Below are 21,486 nucleotides of genomic sequence, written 5' to 3'. Positions count from 1 at the left end.
ACCAACTTTGTGTGAACACTGCCGTCTCGAAACTTGCATTTTTTCAAGTTTTCGGGGCGGCTTTTTGCTTTGCTTGCGGAAGTGCCTGATTTTTCGGTTGAAAGCGTTTTTCTGCGTATATTCAGGCAGATGAAAAAATCATCGAGAAAAATCAAGGAGGTTATGCAAATGAACATTTTTGAAACAGTCAAGGCGGCGGTCACGGTTAGGCAAGCCGCCGAACACTACGGGCTGAAAATCAATCGCTCCGGGATGATTTGCTGCCCTTTCCACGATGACAGACACCCCAGCTTGAAGCTGAACGAGGATTACTTCTATTGCTTCGGCTGCGGTGCCAAGGGAGATGTGATTGACTTTGTGGCAAGGCTGCTTGACCTGTCTGCCTATGAAGCAGCGCAGAGACTGGCTGCGGATTTCGGACTGGACAGGCCGCCGTCCGTGGTGGCACAGGTAAAGAAGTACCGTCCCCGTGTGAATCAGTCGAAACAGGACGAGCTTTTCTGCATGAATGTGCTGTCCGGGTATCTTCATCTTTTGGAGGACTGGAAAGAGCGATATGCTCCCGAAGCACCGGAGGACGAGCCGGATGAGAGGTTCGTGGAAGCTTGCCACAAGCTGGAATATGTGGAGTATCTGAACGATTTGCTCCTTATGAGCGATCAGGAAGAAAGGACTGATACCGTCAAGGAACTTTTGACAGACGGAACGATTGCAAGAATGCAAACACGACTGGACGAGCAGAAAAAGGAGGTGCGCTGCCATGTCAGAGAACAGGAAATTGCTTGAGATGAATGTGCCGATGTGGTTTGACGGCAAGAGTATCAATGAAGCTCTGTTTTGTGAAGATTTTCTGAGAACCCGTCAGATTATCTTTGCAAACGGAGCTTTTTTCACACCTGATGGTCGAGTGACGGACGACCTGCCGCTTCGTGGCGAAATCTTTGAAGAATTGAAATATTGTGCCGTGAACAACATTCCCCGCAAAATCAGCAACATCATTGAGATTATGAAGCTGGCGGCTCATGTGGAGGACTTCCCGCCGGAGCAGGACAGGATTCATCTGGCAAACGGTACGCTCATGCTGGACGGCACTTTTACAGAGGGGAAGCCGGATATTGTGAGAAACAGGCTCCCGGTTTTCTATCGCCCGGATACTCCGAAACCTGTGCTGTGGCTTTCCTTTCTGAATGGTCTGCTTTACCCGGAGGACATCCCTACCTTGCAGGAATTTATCGGCTATTGCCTGATTCCCTCCAATAAAGGACAGAGGATGATGGTCATTAAGGGCAATGGCGGCGAGGGTAAATCCCAAATCGGTGCGGTGCTGGGGCAAATGCTGGGCAGTTCCATGAAGGACGGAAGCATTGGTAAAATCTCTGAGAACCGATTTGCCCGTGCCGATCTGGAGCATATCCTCCTATGCGTGGATGATGATATGCGAATGGAAGCCTTGCGCCAGACCAATTATGTGAAATCCATTGTGACAGCTCAAGGGAAAATGGATTTGGAGCGCAAGGGCAAACAGAGCTATCAGGGCTGGATGTTCGCCCGTCTGCTGGCTTTCTCCAACGGAGATTTACAGGCATTGTATGACCGAAGTGACGGTTTCTACCGCAGACAGCTTGTGCTGACCACAAAGGAAAAGCCTGCCGGAAGAATGGATGACCCTGACCTCGCCCAGAAGATGAAAGCTGAGGTGGAGGGCATTTTCCTCTGGGCGTTTGAGGGATTGCAGCGTCTGGTTGCCAACAATTTCAAATTCACGGAAAGTGAGCGCACCAAAACCAACCGAGAGTCCGTCAAGCGTGACAACAACAATATTTTCGACTTCATGGAGTCTGAGGGCTATATCCGGCTGAAAGCGGATGCTTCCATCAGCTCCAAGGAGCTGTACGAAATTTATCGGATGTGGTGTGAGGAAAATTCTCTGCCGCCCCTGAAATCCCGCAGCTTTAGTGACAGTGTGGTGGCAAATTTAAGTCGCTACAATCTGGAACACACCAACAAAATCACAAACTCTGCCGGGCGCAGGGTGTGGGGATTCATGGGAATTGAAGCCGTAGCCCGTCCGAATATAAATGGGTTTTACGACGTTTCGCCGTGTACGTACGTACCGGAGGAATGGCGGGATTGATTTTTTGGTACGTACGTACACAGCGTACGAGCGTAAATCACTCCTGTATAAAACCTTCGTGACGTACCCAAATGACAGGAAAAAGTCAGTCTTTTTTCTGTCAACGGACGGGGCGGTTTCGCAAAACAGCAGCCGTCCGTGCCGGACATTGGAAAGAGGAGCAGACAACTTTCTGATGTTCGGCAGAGGTCGCCGCAGCGACCGCATTACCCTCGGAGAGCCCCTCGGGAGAGCCCACGGCACTTTGCAGCCAGTATGGATGAAAGTGTCATAGTGGGTTATTACACTTCCGCAGAAGTGCCTCTCCAAAGCTACCTGTCTGCAAATCCCAAAGAAAGGAAGGAAAAATATGGCAAGAAATGACGGAGTTGACCGTACCTGTGCAAGAAATATGGATGTCACAGATAATGACATCGGAGATGCACAGGCACACAATGAGCGTGAAAAAGAAATATACAGTAACGAAGATATTATCCCGGAAAGAAGTTCCCTCAACGTACACTTCAAAGAACCTACCGGGAGCTACGCTGAAATGTTTGAGCAGATGAAAGCTGACAACATCATTTCCACCAGAGGTCTGAAGGCGGATGCCGTCCATTTCAACGAAATGGTCTTTGATGTGAACTCTGCGTACTTCGACAATCACGGCGGTTATGAATACGCCAGACAGTTTTATGAGGAAGCCTATAAATCCGCTGTGGAGATTGTTGGCGGTGAACAGTATATCCTCTCGGCAGTCATGCACGCTGACGAGATTAACCGGGCGATGTCCGAAGCACTTGGCAAGGACGTGTTCCATTATCATCTTCATGTGGTCTATGTCCCTGTGGTGGAGAAACAGATTTTGTGGTCGAAACGCTGCAAGGATGAAGCTCTCAGAGGAACGGTAAAGGAAACCATTATGCAGGTCAGCCGCAGTAAAAAGTGGCTGTCCAAACCTGCTGTGGACAAAGATGGAAAACCAATTCTGCAAGTCAATGGTAAGCCTGTTCTCCGAAAATCCTATTCTGTTTTACAGGATGATTTTTTTCAGCACATGAGAGCTGCCGGATATACCGATGTGGAACGTGGAGAGCGTGACAGCACCGAGGAACATCTGACTGTGACCCAGTTTAAGGTGGCAAAGGAAAAGCAGCGACTGGAAGCTGTGACGGCGGAACTGAACCAGAAAGAAGCACAGCTTGACGATACTACACAGGCTGCGGAGAAGAAAAAGCAGGAGCTTAAATCCCTGCAAGCACAGACTAAGGCGGCAACCGGAATAGCGGTGACGGTTCAGGAGCTGGAGTCGATGGGTAAGAAATCTTTTACCGGGAACATCGTCTTGACACCCGATGAATGCCGTACTCTCAAAAATTATGCTGTCAGCAGCTTTGCTGAAAAAGCGGAGAAATTAAAATACCAGCAAAAATATGAAACAGCCAAGAAAGATGCTGGGGTATGGAAAAAACGATATGAGAAACTTCTGGAACAGGCTCAGCCGTATCTGGATGCTGTCAAGCTCGCACCTGAAAGGGTACGGGCTTTTCTTAATGCCGTTTTGACCAGAGGAAAAGAGAAACAGGACATTCCGCAGGAACGTGGACGAAAAAGAAAGGAGAGCACTATTGACAGATAAATGGAATGGTTTTGCCGATTTACTTGCAAATTTAATAGAAAAATATGCGGCGGTTCTGGATATTGATAATCTTCCAGAGCCGCCGTCTTGTTTGGAGGAAGAAAACACATCTGAAGAACCCAGTGACACTATTGAATTGATGGAAAAGCAATGATATAATAGTCGTGGAATAAGTGTCCAAACTCTATGCGAGAGCTACTGTTCTCAACGCATAGAGCTACATAGAATAAAAGCGCAATACCCCGTTGCACAATTAGAAATGAGGTGTTCCGGTGAACAATTATGATGATATGAATCAAAAATCCAATATGATTATTTACACAACAGAAGATGGATTGACAAAAATTGAAACCACATTTGATGAGGATACCGTGTGGTTATCCATTGACCAGATGGCAGAGTTGTTCCAGAGAGATAAATCTACTATTTCAAGACATATAAAAAATGTATTTTCCGAAGGCGAGCTGCAGCGAGAGTCAGTTGTTGCAAATTTTGCAACAACTGCGGCAGATGGAAAAACCTATCAGGTTGACTACTATAATCTTGATGTTATCATTTCTGTCGGCTATCGTGTAAAATCCAAGCGTGGCACACAGTTCAGAATCTGGGCAACTAACATTCTCAAAGAATACATGAAAAAAGGTTTTGCTTTGGATGATGAACGATTGAAAAATCTGGGCGGCGGTGGATATTTCAAGGAACTGCTTGAAAGAATCAGAGACATCCGTGCATCGGAAAAGGTGTTTTATCGTCAGGTGCTTGAAATCTATGCCACCAGCATTGACTACGACCCGAAAGCGGAAATCTCTATCCGTTTTTTCAAAAAGGTTCAGAATAAAATTCATTATGCCATTCACGGACAGACTGCGGCAGAAGTGATTTATACAAGAGCGGATGCGGAAAAAGAGTTCATGGGACTTACCACCTTTGCCGGTAATCAGCCGACACTCAAAGAAGCGATTGTTGCGAAAAACTATCTGAATGAGAAAGAGCTTCGTGCTATGGGACAACTTGTATCCGGGTATCTGGATTTTGCGGAACGTCAGGCAGAGCGTGAACAGGCAATGACGATGCAGGACTGGGCAGAGCATCTGGATCGCATTCTTACCATGAGTGGAGAGCAGCTTTTAATTGGAAATGGAAGCATTACTCATAAGCAGGCTGTTGATAAAGCGACTGGAGAATATCGAAAATATAAGACAAGAACGCTCAGCGACGTGGAAAATGATTATTTAAATTCGATAAAGATGTTGGAACAGAAAACTGACGGCAAAAAATAACAGACGATGAAAGCTGAATTATGCCACAGGCTGTGGCACAAATGAGGATGGCGATATGAAAGAAAAAACAAAAGTATATATTTATACGAGAGTATCTACTGCCGTTCAGGTAGACGGTTACTCCTTGGATGCTCAGAAATCAAGAATGAAAGCCTATGCTGAGTTCAACGATTTTGAAATCGTCGGTGAATATGAGGATGCCGGTAAATCGGGAAAGTCCATTGAGGGCAGATTGGAATTTAACCGCATGATGGAGGATATCAAGTCCGGTAAAGATGGCGTGTCCTATGTGCTGGTGTTCAAGTTATCACGTTTTGGCAGAAATGCGGCAGATGTGCTGTCTACCTTACAGGTGATGCAAGATTTCGATGTCAATCTGATTTGTGTGGAGGATGGCATTGATTCTTCCAAAGATGCCGGTAAGCTGATGATTTCCGTGCTTTCTGCGGTTGCCGAGATTGAGCGTGAGAATATCCGTGTTCAGACGATGGAAGGCAGAATCCAGAAAGCTCGTGAGGGTAAATGGAACGGTGGTTTTGCTCCCTACGGATACAAATTGGAAAAAGGTATGCTGTATATCAACGAGGAAGAAGCCGAGGCAATCCGCATTATCTTTGACCAGTATGTGCATACCGATATAGGAGCTAACGGACTTGCGAAATACCTTGCCAATCACGGTATCAACAAAATTCAGCGGCAGAATGGAAAAAATCCTCTGTTTGATGCAGCCCTGATTCGCAGAATTTTGAAAAATCCCGTTTACTGTGGTAAAATTGCTTACGGCAGGAGAAGAACAGAAAAGGTACATGGAACTCGCAATGATTACCGACTTGTGGAGCAGGAAAATTATCTGTTAGTTGACGGTCTGCATGAAGCCATTGTATCAGAAGGACTCTGGCATGAAGCCCAAGTAAAACTTCTTGCTCAGGCGAAGAAGTATGAAAAGGTCAACAACGGTAAAGACAACAAGGTACACCTGCTGACCGGATTACTTAAATGTCCTATTTGCGGAGCCGGAATGTACGGCAACAAAAGCATCAAGCACAAGCCGGACGGCACGAAATATAAGGATTTCTTCTATTATGGCTGCAAACACCGCACTATGACCCGTGGTCATAAGTGTGAATACAAGAAGCAAATCAATGAGGAATTGCTGGACGGTGCTGTTGCAGAGGTTATTATCAAACTGGTCAGCAATCCGAAGTTTGCGGCGATGATGCAGCAAAAAATCAATATGAAGATAGATACATCCGCCATTGAACAGGAGATTGCCAATTATGAAAAACAGCTTCGTCAGAGCTATGCTACGAAGTCCCGTTTGATTGATGAGATTGATACCCTTGACCCAGATGATAAGCACTACATCAAGCGTAAAGCAGACCTTGATGATCGCCTTTATAAAATGTATGATAAGATAGAGGATACGGAGAATCTGTTGATTGAAGCCAGAGCAAAGAAAATGGCAATAGAAGCAGAAAAACTCACTGCTGACAATATCTACAAAGTGCTGATTTATTTTGAAAAGCTGTACGCTGTCATGGACGAGCAGGAGAAGCGACAGATTATGGAATCGCTGATTTCTGAAATCCATATCTATGAGGAACGACAGCCAAACGGTCAGTGGCTCAAATCCATCAAATTCAAGCTTCCGATTATTGAGGAAGATATGGAAATGAGTTTGGACAGTGATACACATGTCGAGACGGTAGTACTGCTTTCCCACAAAAAGCCAGACGGACATATCAACGTAAAAGTTGAGTTTGGCGAGGGTGAGGGAAAAGTTCCGCTTGATAATATCGCTAAAAGAGCCGAAGAATATAAGCCCAAAGAACGAGTGACCTACAAAATGATAAAGGAGTACATAGAAGCTAAATACGGCTTCAAGGTACATACCGCATATATCGCAGAGGTAAAGAGAGATTTAGGCTTGCCAATGTACGATGCTCCTAATGCGGTAGAGGAATTGAAACAGCCGAGGAAGCATCCGACAGCAGAGAAAGTGGAAGCCATAAAGGATGCGTTGAAGCATTTTGAAGTGATTTAATGAGGATAGGCGTATCATTAGAAATAGTGGTACGCTTATTTTTATCCCTTTTTGCAGATTTGTCCTTTCCCCTGCTTTCCAATATAATGAAGCTAAAGAAGTGGAGGTGTGCTTATGAGAGAGAAATTTAATCATCTGTATTTGGATAGCCACGAAAGAAAACTTTTAATACATAGCCTTGTAGAGTTAAAAAATCAGCTCATTCAGCAAGGCAGATATACGGATTGTGTTGACGAGCTTGTTTTTAAGGTCATAAATGCACCGACCAAGAGAATGAAAATTGAATATGTCTAAGGCAAATTTCAAAGCCGCTTATTCTTATTGATTTTAAGAGTAGGCGGCTTTTTTGCGTTCTCTGGTACTGTTTACATAGCCACCTTGACAAAGTGGCTAGAAATAATGACTTACCACCTTATCTGCGTGAAGGAAGCAAAAGTGAAATCTATGCACCGAAAAATGGAAACAGGTTCAATATCACTACTTCCTCTTTCATTAACGGCGAAGAAGGAGTGAATGAACACGGATTTGCTGTAGCAATGACTTTTGTAATGACCGACCTTGAAAAGATAAAAGCAGGTTTCAATTCTTGCTTTATTGTAAGATATTTGCTTGAAAAGGCAGATAATACCGAACAGGCGGTTTCCCTTCTTATGGGCTTGCCAGTATCTTCTAACTGCAATATTTTACTTGCAGATAAAAAAGGCAATATGGTAGTGGTTGAATGTACGCCAATTCTCAAAAAAGTTCGGGCGGCAGAAATTTTTGAAAATGGCAGTATTGTTTGTACTGTTAATAGTTTTACATCTGATGAGATGAAACCATATGACGATGCAAAAGGAAATGATTATGACTCGCACAGGCGTTACAGGACAGTATTAGACAGCTTTTCTTCGGAACGCATAAAAGATGAATACATTGAAACTACCGAACATCTCTTAAAAGGTGATTATGGGTTTATGTGCCAATATGATGATGAGCCAGATTTTGAAACAGTTTGGAGTTCAATATTTGATTTAGACAGCTTAGTAATCTATCGTGCAGAGGGTGACCCCAGAAAAAAGAAATTTGTTACAGATAATCGGTTACATGACCTTATAAGGCGAGGATAATATGCTGAGTATAAATTCCCAATGGATTTTATGTCCTCTTTGTGGGAACAAAACCCGAAACAAAATCAGAGAAGACACAGTTTTGAAAAACTATCCTCTTTACTGCCCGAAATGTAGACAGGAAACTTTAATTGAAGTCGAGAATTTACAAGTAACCGTCATCAAAGAGCCAGACGCACAGACGCAGAGCCGATGAACTTGAGAAAGCTTTCACAGTTCATCGGCTCTGTTACTACTTTTATGCTTGATTTTATTGCCTGTCACAGGGGATAGAAGCTGTTATCTTCATTTTCTGTTCGGCAACAGCTAAACTTCTATGCAAAGGGATTGCCATAAATACTGTAATAAGTGCAGAGAGAACATCGGCAATCGGCTGTGCATATAAAATACCGTTTAATCCCCATATAAATGGAAAAATTAAGATAACGGGAATGAAGCAGATACCTTGTCGGCAAGCTCCAAGAATAAACCCTTCTTTTCCTTTTCCAAGAGCAAGGAATAAAGAGGAATATACCGTGTAGTATCCAAACAGCATAAATGTAATACCGTTTACTCTTAAAGAGGAAGCTCCAATGTGAATCATTTCTGTGTTTCCAGTTGTAAACTGTGAAACAATAGTCGTAGAAAACAGACTGAATAATAAACCTACGATCACACAAAAAATAGTTGACCATAAGATGGAAATTTTGATTGCAGTACGCAGACGATCAAATTTTTTCGCCCCATAACTGTAACCTGCAATCGGTTGAAAACCTTTGATAAAACCAAATACTGTTAAGTTGCCCATAGATATAAGACGGGTAACAACGCCCATTCCCGCTATGGCTGAATCGCCGTAATTACCAGCGGCATTGTTTATTAGAGAGATAGAAATACTTGTTAATAATTGAAATACAAGTGTCGGAACGCCAATTTTGAAAATTTCAGATAGAATTTCTTTAGAAAAGGTACAGTCCTTTATTCTAAACTGAAAAGCACTTTTTTGTCTGAAAATATAAAACAGATACACAAGAGTAGATACTACCTGAGAAATTGCTGTGGCAATAGCAGCTCCTGCAACACCAAAATTAAAAGTGTATATAAATAATGGATCTAACCCGATATTGAGGACTGCACCTAACAACAAGGCACACATTGTAGTTTTTGCTGCTCCTTCACTTGTCACGATATTGTTCATTGTGACATTAAAAACATTGAAAATGCAAGAAACAATGTAAATACCGGCATAGGTAGCCGCATAAGGAAGGACACTTTCTGTTGCACCTAAAAGTCTTAGAATGGGGTTCAAAAAGAGGATTGATAAAACAATCATAATTGCACCGACAACAAGACTGCTATATAGTGCAGTGCTTGCCACTTTGTTTGCCTGATCCTTATTTCTTTGTCCTAACAGTCGAGAAATGTAGGATGCTGCCCCATTGCCAAAAAGTAATCCTAAGCCGACGACTACTTGACCGAGAGGATACACAACCGAGATGGCAGCCATTTGACTTTCGCCTAAGCCACCTACAAAATAGGCATCAACAAGATTGTACAAGGCGTTGATGAGCATACCAATCATTGTTGGAATACCCATAGCTAAAAGGGCTTTTGGAATTGGAGCATTGCCCAATAACTCCAATTTTCTGTTTTGATTGTCCATAGTGTTCTTTCTCCTTTCACTTGATAAATAGAATAAAATATACTACTATATATTATAGCAGTTGAAACGCAAGTGGTATTCTACTATAATTTATAGTAGTTGTCAAGAGAGTAAAGGAGGAAATTGATATGGCGACCATTGACTTAATTGTTTTGGGAATGTTAAAGAAAGAACCTCTGAGTGCGTATGACCTTCAAAAGTTGGTAGAGTACCGCAATATTTCAAAATGGGTAAAAATTAGTACCCCGTCTATTTATAAAAAGGTTATCCAGTTGGAGGAAAAAGGATATATTTCAAGTCATATAGAAAAAGAGGGTAAAATGCCAGAAAAATCAGTGTATTCTTTAACTGAAAAAGGGAAACAGCAGTTTGAAAAATTGATGCTTGAAATATCCTGTAAGCCGATAAACATTTTTTTGGATTTTAATGCTGTCATTGTAAATCTGGACAGTATGTCCAGAGAAAGACAGCAAGAATGTCTGGATAATATTGAGAGCAGTATGGAGGTATTGAAAAAATATCTGGAAGAAAATATTGCTTTGAAAAAGAGTAAAGAAGATATTCCTGTTACGGGTATGGCAGTTTTACGGCAACAATACACATTGGCAGAGGCAATAGAGGAGTGGATTGCTTCATTAAAAAAAGAAATCAATTCGTAAAAGTGCATGGTAGGAACAAAAGAAATGCTGTTATTTTTAGTTTGGATTGTAATGAGATTGTAAGAAGTGGTTGCTATACTGAACTTACAAAATAAAAACAGAAATTTGGAGGTTTTAATATGGCAATACTTGAAACAAAAGATTTACGAAAGATATACGGAAGCGGAGAAAACGAAGTCCATGCTTTGGATGGGGTATCCATTTCCGTAGAGGAAGGCGAATTTGTTGCTGTTATCGGTACATCGGGCAGCGGTAAATCTACACTACTCAACATGATTGGTGGGTTAGACCGTCCTACTTCTGGTAGTGTTACTATCCGAGGAAAAGAACTGTTGAAAATGAAAGACGAGGAACTGACGATTTTTAGGCGTCGAAACATTGGCTTTGTTTTTCAGAATTATAATCTGCTTCCTGTTCTTAATGTGTATGAGAACATTGTGTACCCTATTGAGATCGATGGTGGCAAGACCGATACAAGATTTGTAAAAGAGATTATCCATACTCTTGGCTTGGAACAAAAGCTTAAGAATATGCCGAATAATCTTTCAGGTGGTCAGCAGCAGAGGGTTGCGATTGCCCGTGCCCTTGCGACAAAGCCTGCCATTATCCTTGCCGATGAGCCGACTGGAAATTTGGACTCAAAAACAAGTATGGATGTTATTTTGCTGATGCAGTCGATTAGCCGTCAGTTCCACCAAACCACCATTATGATCACGCACAATGAGGAAATCGCTCAAATGGCAGACCGCACAATCCGCATTGAGGATGGCAAGGTTGTTTCGGGAGGTGTCAGATATGCACGCTAACCGAAATAAAAAAGCAGTTAAGCGAGTAGAAAAGGGAATGATGAAAGCAAACCGTATTCGTAACCTGTTTGCGGTGTTTGCGATCGTTCTCACTACATTTATGATTACTACCGTGTTTAGTTTGGGCATTAACTATATGGAAAATATGAAGTTAATGCAGGTGCGTACCGCAGGCACGACCGCTAATGCTTCCCTTGCGATGCCGACAGAAAAGCAGGAACAGCAGATTAAGAATTTGGAATATGTTAAAACCGTCGGTACGCAGTATATGGTCGGCTCGGTTGCCGAGAAGAACGATGAGGGGCGTGATCTTTCTATCGCACTTTCGTATTACGACACTACTGAATGGGATAAACACTATAAAGAAACAATCAAAGATATAGAAGGGAAATATCCCTCAAATGAAAATGAAATTATGCTGTCAAAGGATGCTCTTTCACAGCTTGGAATGAAAGAGCCGAAGCTGAATATGGAAATCCCTCTGTCCTATTATGATAAAAACGGTCAGCAGGAAAAAAATTTCACTTTAAGCGGATGGTTTCATTCCTATACAGGCACGGGAATGGGCTTTGTTTCCGAAGCGTATTGCAAAAATGCAGGCTATACAATGGCAGAGGACGGCGTTCTTTCTTTGTCGTTGAATAAAATGCCTGATGATTTTTATCGTATTCAAAAAGATGTGGAGCTTAACGAAAATCAATCTTTCGGCGGTGCGGTTTCCATGAAATCATCAAGCGGTTCAGTGATTGCAATGGTAATCCTATTGGTATTCTTTATTATTGGCAGCGGGTATCTCCTTATTTACAATGTTTTGTATATATCCATTTCAAATGATACCCGTTTTTACGGTTTGATGAAAACGCTTGGAACAACGCAAAAACAGATTAAATCACTGGTAAAAAATCAGGCAGTTAAGTTTGCTTGCATTGGTATCCCGATTGGTATTTTGTTAGCCACCGCTGTTTCCTTTGGAATTGTTCCATTTGTGTTGAACGAGGGTTTTGAACAGGGCAAGTCGATGATGGATGCCGAAGTGTTTTTCCATCCATCTATCTATATTTTGTCCGTAATCTTTTCAGCAGTAACCGTTTGGATTGCCTGCAATGCTCCTGCAAAAGCGGCTGCAAAAATTTCGCCAATAGAAGCATTGAAGTTTCAGAATTTTGCACCGAAGAAAACAAAAAGCAGAAATTCCACCAATGGTGGCAAGCTGCATGTGATGGCATTTCATAATGTATTCCGTGCCAAAAAGCGTGCTGCCCTTGTGTTTATGTCCTTGTTTATGGGAATTACTATGATTTTAGGCGTAAATGGGGTTATAAGCAGTATGTCGGCTGAGAACTTTATTAAGGAATATATGGACTATAACTTTGAATACACTGATATTCAGTTTGAGCAGTATGAACAGCTCAATAAAGAAGTACCGCAGTTTGACGAACACTTTGTAGAACAAATCAAGCAGCTTGACGGTATTAAAAATATAGATGTTCAAAAAACAGTCTGGGCAGGTATTGACTTTAATGAAAACGATTTAGAAGGCTTTATGAAAATCAAATATGAGGACAGCAAATATAAAGCAAAGGGGCAGTCCTATGAACAGACGATAGAAACACTGAAAGGGTACGCTGAATCTGGTGACTATGGCTGCTATATTACAACGCTTCCAGACGACAGGGTACTGGAAGAATACAATGTAGAGCATCCTGATACGCCTATTGACATGGAAGCATTTAAGCGTGGCGAAACAGCGATTGCAGGAAAAGATACCGAATATAACGCTCCTAATACCGCTTTAGTGGGTGAAACATTGACACTAACTGCCGACAGTACAGACGGCAAGGCAACTGATTTCAAAATTGGCGGAGCTTTTTACTATGACGATTATGATAATACTCTTTCAGAAGGTATTGGCAGACGCAAAGAAATAAATATGGTGCCAGATGTTATCTTTGTCAGCGAAGCGGGTATGGAACGCCTGACAAAAGAACCAATAATTTCCGCAATCGGCGTTGACATTAAGAATTTCAACGATTTAGAGCGAATTGACAGCGAATTACAGGCGATCAACAGTACCTTGACCACATCGGAGTGGCAGCTGAAATCTTCCGTGAATCAGAAAGAACTATATAACCAGATGAACTACTCTTTGAGTTTGCTGGGAAACGGTGCTGCAATTCTGCTCATTGTCATCGGCTTGATTAACTTTGTAAATGTTATGTTGACGGGTGTGGTGGCAAGGAAAAATGAATTTGCCATTATGGAAAGTATCGGAACAACGAAAAAGCAGATCAGGAAGATATTGACCTTAGAAGGCGGTATTTATGCTCTGATTTCTACTCTGCTGATTATGACTTTTGGTAATGCGTTCCTAATGTTGGTGGCAGATGCAGTTCCGCATATGGCAAACTATGCAGTATTTAAATACCCTGTTGCACTTGTCATCGGTTTGATCGCAGCAATCTTTGTAATTTGCTTAAGCGTTCCTGCCATTGTTTACAAGGCAACTTCTGATGAAACGGTCATTGAAAGACTGCACAATTTTGATAGTTAAATGAGGTTGTGGGACGGACGCAGCATTGCTGCGTCTGTTCCTGCAATTTTGTATATTGAGGAAGGTGGTGCGTTTTGCGGCTATGGCAAATATTTTTCTACTTGAAGATGACAAAATTCTGAGCAAGGGTATTTCTATCGCCCTAAAAAAAGACGAGCATATGGTCACAGCAGTCTATGGGTATTTGGAAGCATTGAAGCAATACCAAAAACAAAAGTATGATTTGTTTCTGCTTGATATTAACCTGCCTGACGGCAATGGTTTGGAATTTTGTGAAAAAATTCGTGAAACATCGGAAACACCCGTATTATTTCTAACTGCTAATGATACGGAAGAAGATATGTTGGAAGGGTTTGGCGTGGGTTGTGATGATTATATATCAAAGCCTTTTTCTATCGAAGTTTTACGGAAAAAAGTATTGGCAGTTCTAAAACGAAGTGGCGTAGGAAAATTTCGTATGAAATACAGAGATTTAGAGTTAGATAAAGAAAAGTGTCTTGTTTTGATGAAGGGACAGGAAATACATTTGACCTCAACAGAATACAAATTGCTCCTTTATCTAATGGAAAACAGGGGAAGGGTTGTTACAAAGGCAATGCTTTTGGAACAGCTTTGGGATATAGATGGAAACTTTGTTGATGATAATACCGTGCGTGTGAATATTAAGCGGCTAAGGCAGAAACTGAATGATGAAAAGCAGGAATACATTGTAACAGTTTTTGGCATGGGCTACTCTTTTGGAGAATGACGATGAAGCATTTTGTGATTTATAGAAAACTGATTTTAATTATAGGTACTGCTACGGCGGTGGTATCTGTTGGTGTGTTCTTTTTTATGGAGGACATCCTTTTCCGTACGCTTTTTATCTCTTTTGCATTTGTATTTTTTGGGGGTCTGTTGTTCCTGCTGGACTTTCTGCACAACCGCTATAATGATAATCTGTTAGAGGAGATTACGCTGCTCATTGAAGCATTGGTAGAACAGCAGGAACGGACGGTCTTTTCAGAAGCTGAGGATACCCTGACCGCACGGCTGCAGCATCAACTTCTAAAACTCCGCAATATTTTAAAGGCACAGAATCAAATGCTGACACAGGAGAAAGAACAGATTAAAACTTTAATCTCCGATATTTCGCATCAAATTAAAACGCCCGTAGCAGCGGCAAACACCTTTGCACAGTTATTAGGTGATACAGGGTTATCCGATGAGGAGAGAAGGGAATATATTGCCACCTTGCAGATGTCCCTTGAAAAGCTGACTTTTTTGACAAACAGTTTGATTAAAATGTCCCGTTTGGAAAGTGGCATTATCCGATTAAAACCTGAACAAAGCAGTTTAAATGATATTGTTATGCAAGCGGTAAAAACGGTTTATGCCAAAGCAAGGGATAAAAATATTACGATTACCTTTGATTGTGGGCAGACCTTTGAAGCCCTGCTTGATTTTAACTGGACGGCAGAAGCTGTTACCAATGTACTTGACAATGCTGTGAAATATACACCAAGCGGAGGAGTTGTGGACTTGAAAATCACCGAATATCCATCGTATTTGCGATTGGATGTATCCGATAACGGAATTGGCATTCCTGAAGAAGAACAGGCAAAAATCTTCGGCAGATTTTACCGTGGAAAGCAGTCAGCAGGAGTTGACGGTGTAGGGATCGGTTTATATCTTACCCGTGATATTGTGAATAAGCAGAACGGGTATATCAAGGTGGCATCCGATGAAAAAGGTACGATATTTTCTTTATTCTTGAAAAAAGTTTAGAGAATAATAGTAATTCCAGATAAGTGTACGATATGAATTTGTCAAGATAGTAAATATAAAATAGAAAGATTAAATAAAACATGATAAATGGAGATGGATAATTTATGATTTCAGAATGGATAATTTGTCCGATTTGTGGCAACAAAACCCGTGATAGAGTTAGAGAAGATACTGTTTTAAAGAATTATCCTCTTTACTGTCCGAAATGTAAGAAAGAAACTTTAATAAATGCAAAGAAATTACATATAACCGTCATCAAAGAGCCAGACGCATAGACGCAGAGCCGATGAACTTGTGAGATAACCTCATAAGTCATCGGCTCTTTTTTTACATGAATATAGAATTTGACAAGTCCGCCAAATAAAAAAAAACGGTGTTTTGGTGGGCAATTTTGTCATGCTCAGATGGCTATTTTATCCCTCCAGACCTGTTTCAAGTTTGGAGGGATTTCTTATGTGTTGGTCTGATAACACTGTGCTGCTGATTTTAAGCAGCAGTTATTTACATACCGTTCGATAGAGATGAGAATAATCTGTTAAAAAAATTCTTATCTCCATTTGGGGAAATTATGTTCCAAAAGTAGATGTTAAATATCTATATAATAGAATTGTTATTTCTTATAACCGTAAGGGTTTGACAGCCTTTGCGGTTTTTCTTTTGTCGTTTTTTGTTGAATTAAGTCGTAAGCGTATTATGACAAGATGAGAAAAGTGGAAGTTGATGAGTAGATCATTTTCATTGCATAAAATGGATTTTGCGATGGAAGGAGAGAAATAACCTGCCATTCAGTTCACCTCGATAACGATGTTTCTGCTAAGCAAATATTTCCACTTGTTAGTCTAGCCTAACTACGATATAATGGTTAGCATAAACTAACAGGAGGGTATATTTTATATGAAGAAAAATCCACTACGAATCCTATGGCTGATCCTGGGATTTGCAGCGATCGGAATCGGTGCTGTTGGTGTGGTCTTGCCGGTACTGCCAACAACACCCTTTCTATTATTAGCATCATTTTGTCTTGCTAAGGGTTCTGAAAAGTTCCATACATGGTTTACCGGCACAAAACTATACAAAAATCACTTGGACGAGTTTGTGCAAAATCGGAGTATGACCTTAAAGACAAAGTTCAGTCTGCTTCTCCCGGCATCGGGCATGCTGCTCTTAGCCTTTGCAGCAATGCCGAATTGGTATGGGAGGGCATTTATCATATTCCTTATCATCTTTAAATATGTCTATTTTTTTACCAGGATCAAGACAATTCCGGTGGAGAAATCATAAGAGACATAACCTTTAGGTTTATACTGCCTAACAAAGAGAGACTTCTGTTTGGAGACATCTTTTAGTATAGTTATATGAGTAATAAAATATGTGTCAAAGGAAGCAGATGCCGATCATTACCTCCAGATATTGGAATATGATGCATGGCACAAATCCAAAAGAGGTGCAGCAGGATGCCGAGGGCATGCAGGTTATGCAGGTTTTAGGCAATAATATGGCATTTTGGCTGAATTGTAAGAATGTAGCGATGAAGATGGGACTTTCCATGCCGGAAGAACCGGAATTTACCTATACAAATTTTATCCACTAAGATAGATACCCTCCCTCAGGTTCGAGGGGGATTTGTATTTCATAAAGTACCAGAATGCCATTGTATTTGCTCTTTTACAAGCGTAGAATGAGTTGCGAATAAAAGAAGAAAAGAGATGGCATTTTATGAAGATTACATTGATCCATGGACAGAGCCACAAAGGCTCGACTTATCATGTGGCAAGGATTTTAGCAGAAAAAATAGACGGAGAGATCACGGAGATCGTCTTACCGCGCGACTTTGATCAGATGTGTGTCGGTTGTGCCCAGTGCATCAAAAAGGACGAAAAATTGTGTCCGCATTATGAGAAACTGGCACCGATCACAGAGGCGATCGATGCAGCAGACCTTTTGATCTTTGAAAGTCCGGTTTATGTTTACCATGTCACTTCTGCTATGAAGGCATTGTTGGAACATTATGGATGGCGCTGGATCATGCATCGCCCGGAGGAGAGCATGTTCAAAAAGCAGATGGTCTGTATCGCGACCGCGGCAGGTGGCGGACAAAAGAACACCTGTCAGGATATGGCGGACAGTGCTGCTTATTGGGGTGTGGCTAAGACCTACAAGTATGGTATCGCTGTTCGTGCTATGAAGTGGGAAGATGTGACGGCAAAGACCAAGGACAAGATCGAGCGAGATATGGATGCGCTTGCGTCCAAGATCAAAGCCAACCAGGGCAGGGTAAAGCCACCTTTAAAGACCAGGATATTTTTCCCGGTCATGTCTATGGTCTTAAAGAAGCGTCCGGACAGTGTGGATGCAAAATACTGGAAGGAAAAAGGATGGCTGGATGGCAAGCGCCCTTGGAAATAGGGGATTGACGATACGAAAGAGGATTTTTTTGACAAATTCCATCATGGTCTTATTGTCTCTGATGCTGCCTTTACCGGGAGCACAGGGGATCACGGAGCTGACCTCTTTACAGATCTTGCAGGGCGTGTGTGCAGGATATGGCATACAAAGTGGGAGCGTGCTGGAACGGCTGGTATCTTCTTACATTCCCTTATTTGTGTCCGGGAGCCTGGTATGCTATACTTATGAAAAAATGAGAATAAAGGCAGGAGAAAAAAGATGAACATAGTATGCTTGGACTTAGAAGGCGTCTTGGTACCGGAGATCTGGATCGCATTTGCTGAGGAGAGCGGTATCCCGGAATTAAAGAGAACGACCAGAGATGAGCCGGACTATGATAAGTTGATGCATTGGCGGCTTGGTATTTTAAAGGAACATGGACTTGGCTTAAAGGAGATTCAGGAGACAATCGCAAAGATCGATCCGATCCCGGGCGCAAAGGAATTCTTAGATCAGTTGCGGGAAATGACACAGGTCATCATTATCAGTGATACTTTTACCCAGTTTGCAGGACCTCTGATGAAGAAATTGGGCTATCCGACCATCTTTTGTAATTCGCTGGAAGTGGCAGAGGATGGCGAGATTACCGGTTTTAAGATGCGCATTGAAAATTCCAAGTATTCCACGGTCAAGGCATTACAGTCCATCGGTTATGATACGATCGCTTCCGGTGACAGCCACAACGATCTCGGAATGATCAAGGCGAGCAAGGCGGGATTTCTCTTTAAATCCACCGATCAGATCAAGCAGGACAACCCGGATATTCCGGCATATGAGACATATGACGAATTGCTGGCAGCCATCAAGGCAGCCTTATAAGAAGCAAGTGATAGGGCATATCTTCTACAAGAGATATGTCCTTCTTTTTTACTCTATTTCATATAATTCCTATTGCAACAGTATGAAATGTATGATACAATCCAAAACATACACTTTAGAAAAGAATAGGGGACATATACATATGGCACGAGGATTTGAGACAAAATGTTTACACTTAGAAGAGGAGGAAGGAGACTGTAGCCACTTTGGCGCTCTTTCCTATCCCATCTATCAGACGGCAACGTATGCACACCCGGGCGTGGGACAGAGTACAGGCTTTGACTATAGCCGCTTGCAGAATCCGACCAGAGAACATCTGGAAAAGATTGTAGCAAGTCTGGAAAACGGCATTGATGCATTTGCATTTACCACAGGCATGGCGGCTATTACCATGCTGATGGAGTTGTTTGCGCCGGGAGACCATCTGATCGTAGATGAAGACTTATATGGTGGAAGCATCCGTCTGTTTAGCCATGTATCTTCCAAGAATGGGCTGACCTTTTCTTCTGTGCCATGTCATGCGGTCAATGTAGAGGACTATATCCAGCCAAATACCAAGGCGATCTACATTGAGACACCGACCAATCCTATGATGAATGTGACAGATATCGCTGCCTTGGCTCAGGTGGCAAAAAAGCATGACATCCTTTTGATCGTGGATAATACCTTTTTGTCCCCATACTTCCAGAATCCGCTGGATCTGGGAGCAGACATTGTCATCCATAGCGGGACGAAATTCTTAGGCGGTCACAATGATACGCTGGCAGGCTTTCTTGTCACAAATCGGGAGGATATCAGAGAAAGATTTCGTTTCCTGATCAAGACGACCGGGGCGGGTCTGGCGCCATTTGACTGTTTCCTGATCCAGCGTGGGATCAAGACCTTAGGCATCCGCATGGAACGCGCTCAGGCAAACGCTATGGAGATCGCGCATTGGCTGCAAAAGCAGTCCTGTGTTACTGAGGTGATCTATCCGGGCCTCAAAAGCCATCCGGGACATGAGATCATGAAGAAGCAGGCGCGCGGTTTTGGTGCCATGCTTACTTTTCAGGTAAAAAATCAGGCGTATGCATATGCTATTCTTGGAAAAGTCCGCATGATCAAATATGCAGAGAGTCTGGGAGGCGTGGAGACACTTCTGACCTATCCGATGACACAGACCCATGCAGACGTACCGGATGAGATCCGCAGGAAAAACGGCATCACCGAATGTACCCTTCGTATGTCTGTAGGCATTGAGGATGTTAAAGATCTTCTGGCAGAACTTGAAAAAGTCTTTGCCGAGGCAGAGCAGAAAATAGAAGGCTAGGAAATATAGAAGATAGAGATACAAAAGGAGAAATCATGGCAGAGAGAAACTTAGATTTTGACAGACCGATCGACCGAAAAGGAACCAAGTGCTTAAAATATGACTTTGCGGTGGAGCGTGGCATGCCGGCAGATATCCTGCCGCTTTGGGTGGCAGACATGGATTTTCAGACATCTTCCTATATACAGGATGCGATCGTAGAGACCGCTTCGCATGGGATCTTTGGCTACAGTGAGTCGGATGATGCCTATTTTGAGGCACTGCAGGGATGGATGCGCAGACGCCATCAGTTTGAGATCGAAAAGAAATGGGTGGTAAAGACACCGGGCATTGTCTTAGCACTTGCCATGGCGGTCAAGGCATACACCAAATGCGGCGATGGCGTGCTCTTGCAGTCACCGGTCTACTATCCTTTTTCCGAGGTTATCCGCGATAACGGCAGACGTGTGATCAGCAATGATCTGGTTCTGGGCGAGGACAACCGCTACCATATAGACTTTGTGGATTTTGAAGACAAGATCGTGCGTGAGAATATCAAGTTATTTCTTCTCTGCAATCCCCACAATCCGGTGGGGCGTGTATGGACGGAGGAGGAACTTTTGCATATAGGACAGATTTGTCTGCGTCATGGTGTGACGGTGGTCAGTGATGAGATCCATCATGATTTTATTTTTAAGGGGCAACACCATGTTTTTGCCGGACTGAGTGATGCCTTGGCGGATATCACAGTGACCTGTACCTCTCCGAGCAAGACCTTTAATGTTGCAGGCTTGCAGGCATCCAATATCATCATTAAAAACGAAAATCTGCGCAAGGCATTTATCCATCAACTGGATGCAGCAGGTGTCAGCCAGATCGGGCTCATGGGGCTGGTTGCCTGTCAGGCTGCCTATGCACATGGGGACGAGTGGTACGAAGGTATGCTTTCTTATGTGCGTGGAAATATTGACTATGTCAGATCCTTTGTAGAAGAACGATTGCCGGATGTTCGGATGATCGACCTGGAAGGAACCTATCTGGTCTGGCTGGACTTCTGCGGCACAGGTTTGTGTCAAAAGGAACTGGAGGACAAGGTCATCTATGAGGCAGGACTCTGGCTGGACAGTGGAGCCATCTTCGGCAAATCTGGAAAAGGCTTTGAACGTATCAATGTAGCGTGTCCGCGCAGTACCGTGCAAGAGGCAATGGAGCGGATTGAAAAAGCATTTACAAAATAAAAGGAAGTAAGGGCAAAGAGGCAGGAGAGATTTCTGTCTCTTTTTCTATGCCAAAACGCACAGCAGATGTGTTATACTGGGGCTAT

23 protein-coding genes are annotated in these 21,486 nt (G+C 42.6%); 22 read left to right on the top strand and 1 reads right to left on the bottom strand.

Annotated elements, in window-relative coordinates; genetic code table 11:
- Nucleotides 1-129: 129 nt before the first annotated feature.
- The 9 genes from DW183_RS01220 to DW183_RS01185 all read left to right on the top strand — a co-directional run bounded on the left by DW183_RS01220 (nucleotide 130) and on the right by DW183_RS01185 (nucleotide 8,381).
- A complete protein-coding gene (locus DW183_RS01220; protein WP_330416281.1) occupies nucleotides 130-786 on the top strand; it encodes a CHC2 zinc finger domain-containing protein in 657 nt (218 codons plus the stop codon).
- Nucleotides 761-2,134 carry a DNA primase family protein gene (locus DW183_RS01215; protein ID WP_015538078.1) on the top strand — a complete coding sequence of 458 codons (1,374 nt, stop codon included), beginning with the start codon at nucleotides 761-763 and terminating at the stop codon, nucleotides 2,132-2,134. Before DW183_RS01220 ends, DW183_RS01215 begins: the two co-directional genes overlap by 26 nt.
- 349 nt (nucleotides 2,135-2,483) lie before the next feature.
- Nucleotides 2,484-3,752 (top strand): plasmid recombination protein, encoded by a 1,269-nt coding sequence (locus DW183_RS01210; RefSeq protein ID WP_015538077.1) that lies wholly within the window; start codon nucleotides 2,484-2,486, stop codon nucleotides 3,750-3,752.
- On the top strand, nucleotides 3,742-3,906 hold the full coding sequence (locus DW183_RS12490) for a hypothetical protein (protein ID WP_165852585.1): 165 nt from the start codon (nucleotides 3,742-3,744) through the stop codon (nucleotides 3,904-3,906). The genes DW183_RS01210 and DW183_RS12490 overlap by 11 nt, the downstream gene beginning before the upstream one ends.
- Before the next feature lie 136 nt (nucleotides 3,907-4,042).
- Nucleotides 4,043-5,032 carry a virulence RhuM family protein gene (locus DW183_RS01205; protein WP_155220044.1) on the top strand — a complete coding sequence of 330 codons (990 nt, stop codon included), beginning with the start codon at nucleotides 4,043-4,045 and terminating at the stop codon, nucleotides 5,030-5,032.
- Nucleotides 5,033-5,087: 55 nt separating this feature from the next.
- Nucleotides 5,088-7,076 (top strand): recombinase family protein, encoded by a 1,989-nt coding sequence (locus DW183_RS01200; RefSeq protein ID WP_118280265.1) that lies wholly within the window; start codon nucleotides 5,088-5,090, stop codon nucleotides 7,074-7,076.
- 114 nt (nucleotides 7,077-7,190) lie between these two features.
- Nucleotides 7,191-7,370 (top strand): hypothetical protein, encoded by a 180-nt coding sequence (locus DW183_RS01195; protein ID WP_118280264.1) that lies wholly within the window; start codon nucleotides 7,191-7,193, stop codon nucleotides 7,368-7,370.
- 92 nt (nucleotides 7,371-7,462) lie between these two features.
- Nucleotides 7,463-8,185, top strand: a complete 723-nt coding sequence (locus DW183_RS01190; RefSeq protein WP_118280263.1) for a C45 family autoproteolytic acyltransferase/hydolase — start codon at nucleotides 7,463-7,465, stop codon at nucleotides 8,183-8,185.
- A gap of 1 nt (nucleotide 8,186) precedes the next feature.
- Nucleotides 8,187-8,381, top strand: a complete 195-nt coding sequence (locus tag DW183_RS01185; RefSeq protein WP_081703188.1) for a cysteine-rich KTR domain-containing protein — start codon at nucleotides 8,187-8,189, stop codon at nucleotides 8,379-8,381.
- 54 nt (nucleotides 8,382-8,435) lie between these two features.
- Here the strand turns inward: DW183_RS01185 and DW183_RS01180 are convergent, their stop codons facing one another.
- Nucleotides 8,436-9,827: an MATE family efflux transporter gene (locus tag DW183_RS01180; protein ID WP_118280262.1), complete on the bottom strand. Its 1,392-nt coding sequence runs from the start codon at nucleotides 9,825-9,827 to the stop codon at nucleotides 8,436-8,438.
- A gap of 128 nt (nucleotides 9,828-9,955) precedes the next feature.
- Here DW183_RS01180 and DW183_RS01175 point away from each other — a divergent pair, with 128 nt between their 5' ends.
- The 13 genes from DW183_RS01175 to DW183_RS01115 all read left to right on the top strand — a co-directional run bounded on the left by DW183_RS01175 (nucleotide 9,956) and on the right by DW183_RS01115 (nucleotide 21,400).
- Nucleotides 9,956-10,486, top strand: coding sequence for a PadR family transcriptional regulator (locus DW183_RS01175; RefSeq protein WP_009320282.1), 531 nt, complete (start codon nucleotides 9,956-9,958; stop codon nucleotides 10,484-10,486).
- 119 nt (nucleotides 10,487-10,605) lie between these two features.
- Nucleotides 10,606-11,292, top strand: a complete 687-nt coding sequence (locus tag DW183_RS01170) for an ABC transporter ATP-binding protein (protein WP_009243486.1) — start codon at nucleotides 10,606-10,608, stop codon at nucleotides 11,290-11,292.
- The gene (locus tag DW183_RS01165; protein WP_118280261.1) at nucleotides 11,282-13,843 is read left to right on the top strand and encodes an ABC transporter permease; all 2,562 of its coding nucleotides are present in this window, start codon (nucleotides 11,282-11,284) and stop codon (nucleotides 13,841-13,843) included. The genes DW183_RS01170 and DW183_RS01165 overlap by 11 nt, the downstream gene beginning before the upstream one ends.
- An 82-nt stretch (nucleotides 13,844-13,925) precedes the next feature.
- Nucleotides 13,926-14,591: a response regulator transcription factor gene (locus DW183_RS01160; protein ID WP_025577695.1), complete on the top strand. Its 666-nt coding sequence runs from the start codon at nucleotides 13,926-13,928 to the stop codon at nucleotides 14,589-14,591.
- 2 nt (nucleotides 14,592-14,593) lie between these two features.
- Entirely contained in the window at nucleotides 14,594-15,610 is a 1,017-nt protein-coding gene (locus tag DW183_RS01155) for a sensor histidine kinase (RefSeq protein WP_025577697.1), read from the top strand.
- Nucleotides 15,611-15,714: 104 nt separating this feature from the next.
- Nucleotides 15,715-15,885, top strand: a complete 171-nt coding sequence (locus DW183_RS01150; RefSeq protein ID WP_011527997.1) for a cysteine-rich KTR domain-containing protein — start codon at nucleotides 15,715-15,717, stop codon at nucleotides 15,883-15,885.
- 619 nt (nucleotides 15,886-16,504) lie between these two features.
- Entirely contained in the window at nucleotides 16,505-16,891 is a 387-nt protein-coding gene (locus DW183_RS01145; RefSeq protein ID WP_118280260.1) for a YbaN family protein, read from the top strand.
- An 88-nt stretch (nucleotides 16,892-16,979) separates the two neighbouring features.
- Complete coding sequence (locus DW183_RS01140; RefSeq protein ID WP_243069485.1) at nucleotides 16,980-17,201, top strand: hypothetical protein; 222 nt, start codon at nucleotides 16,980-16,982, stop codon at nucleotides 17,199-17,201.
- Between the two features lie 125 nt (nucleotides 17,202-17,326).
- A complete protein-coding gene (locus DW183_RS01135) occupies nucleotides 17,327-18,016 on the top strand; it encodes a flavodoxin family protein (RefSeq protein WP_118280259.1) in 690 nt (229 codons plus the stop codon).
- 28 nt (nucleotides 18,017-18,044) lie between these two features.
- Nucleotides 18,045-18,278, top strand: coding sequence for a hypothetical protein (locus tag DW183_RS01130; protein WP_118280258.1), 234 nt, complete (start codon nucleotides 18,045-18,047; stop codon nucleotides 18,276-18,278).
- Complete coding sequence (thrH, locus tag DW183_RS01125) at nucleotides 18,275-18,874, top strand: bifunctional phosphoserine phosphatase/homoserine phosphotransferase ThrH (RefSeq protein WP_118280257.1); 600 nt, start codon at nucleotides 18,275-18,277, stop codon at nucleotides 18,872-18,874. The genes DW183_RS01130 and thrH overlap by 4 nt, the downstream gene beginning before the upstream one ends.
- Nucleotides 18,875-19,016: 142 nt before the next feature.
- The gene (locus DW183_RS01120) at nucleotides 19,017-20,183 is read left to right on the top strand and encodes a trans-sulfuration enzyme family protein (RefSeq protein WP_118280256.1); all 1,167 of its coding nucleotides are present in this window, start codon (nucleotides 19,017-19,019) and stop codon (nucleotides 20,181-20,183) included.
- A gap of 35 nt (nucleotides 20,184-20,218) precedes the next feature.
- Nucleotides 20,219-21,400, top strand: a complete 1,182-nt coding sequence (locus DW183_RS01115) for a MalY/PatB family protein (protein WP_118280255.1) — start codon at nucleotides 20,219-20,221, stop codon at nucleotides 21,398-21,400.
- The last annotated feature ends 86 nt before the right edge of the window (nucleotides 21,401-21,486 follow it).

Origin of the sequence: Roseburia sp. AM16-25, assembly GCF_003473825.1 — a bacterium.
Taxonomy (GTDB): domain Bacteria; phylum Bacillota; class Clostridia; order Lachnospirales; family Lachnospiraceae; genus Pararoseburia; species Pararoseburia lenta.
Note: the sequence above shows the minus strand (reverse complement) of the source record. Positions and strands in the feature narration are given on the sequence as shown.

Excerpts from the sequence above, each read along its gene's own strand:
- DW183_RS01220 (WP_330416281.1), top strand. The coding sequence starts at position 130 with ATGAAAAAATCATCGAGAAAAATCAAGGAGGTTATGCAAATGAACATT.
- DW183_RS01215 (WP_015538078.1), top strand. The coding sequence starts at position 761 with ATGTCAGAGAACAGGAAATTGCTTGAGATGAATGTGCCGATGTGGTTT.
- DW183_RS01210 (WP_015538077.1), top strand. The coding sequence starts at position 2,484 with ATGGCAAGAAATGACGGAGTTGACCGTACCTGTGCAAGAAATATGGAT.
- DW183_RS01205 (WP_155220044.1), top strand. The coding sequence starts at position 4,043 with ATGAATCAAAAATCCAATATGATTATTTACACAACAGAAGATGGATTG.
- DW183_RS01200 (WP_118280265.1), top strand. The coding sequence starts at position 5,088 with ATGAAAGAAAAAACAAAAGTATATATTTATACGAGAGTATCTACTGCC.
- DW183_RS01195 (WP_118280264.1), top strand. The coding sequence starts at position 7,191 with ATGAGAGAGAAATTTAATCATCTGTATTTGGATAGCCACGAAAGAAAA.
- DW183_RS01185 (WP_081703188.1), top strand. The coding sequence starts at position 8,187 with ATGCTGAGTATAAATTCCCAATGGATTTTATGTCCTCTTTGTGGGAAC.
- DW183_RS01180 (WP_118280262.1), bottom strand. The coding sequence starts at position 9,827 with ATGGACAATCAAAACAGAAAATTGGAGTTATTGGGCAATGCTCCAATT.
- DW183_RS01175 (WP_009320282.1), top strand. The coding sequence starts at position 9,956 with ATGGCGACCATTGACTTAATTGTTTTGGGAATGTTAAAGAAAGAACCT.
- DW183_RS01170 (WP_009243486.1), top strand. The coding sequence starts at position 10,606 with ATGGCAATACTTGAAACAAAAGATTTACGAAAGATATACGGAAGCGGA.
- DW183_RS01165 (WP_118280261.1), top strand. The coding sequence starts at position 11,282 with ATGCACGCTAACCGAAATAAAAAAGCAGTTAAGCGAGTAGAAAAGGGA.
- DW183_RS01160 (WP_025577695.1), top strand. The coding sequence starts at position 13,926 with ATGGCAAATATTTTTCTACTTGAAGATGACAAAATTCTGAGCAAGGGT.
- DW183_RS01155 (WP_025577697.1), top strand. The coding sequence starts at position 14,594 with ATGAAGCATTTTGTGATTTATAGAAAACTGATTTTAATTATAGGTACT.
- DW183_RS01150 (WP_011527997.1), top strand. The coding sequence starts at position 15,715 with ATGATTTCAGAATGGATAATTTGTCCGATTTGTGGCAACAAAACCCGT.
- DW183_RS01145 (WP_118280260.1), top strand. The coding sequence starts at position 16,505 with ATGAAGAAAAATCCACTACGAATCCTATGGCTGATCCTGGGATTTGCA.
- DW183_RS01140 (WP_243069485.1), top strand. The coding sequence starts at position 16,980 with ATGTGTCAAAGGAAGCAGATGCCGATCATTACCTCCAGATATTGGAAT.
- DW183_RS01135 (WP_118280259.1), top strand. The coding sequence starts at position 17,327 with ATGAAGATTACATTGATCCATGGACAGAGCCACAAAGGCTCGACTTAT.
- thrH (WP_118280257.1), top strand. The coding sequence starts at position 18,275 with ATGAACATAGTATGCTTGGACTTAGAAGGCGTCTTGGTACCGGAGATC.
- DW183_RS01120 (WP_118280256.1), top strand. The coding sequence starts at position 19,017 with ATGGCACGAGGATTTGAGACAAAATGTTTACACTTAGAAGAGGAGGAA.
- DW183_RS01115 (WP_118280255.1), top strand. The coding sequence starts at position 20,219 with ATGGCAGAGAGAAACTTAGATTTTGACAGACCGATCGACCGAAAAGGA.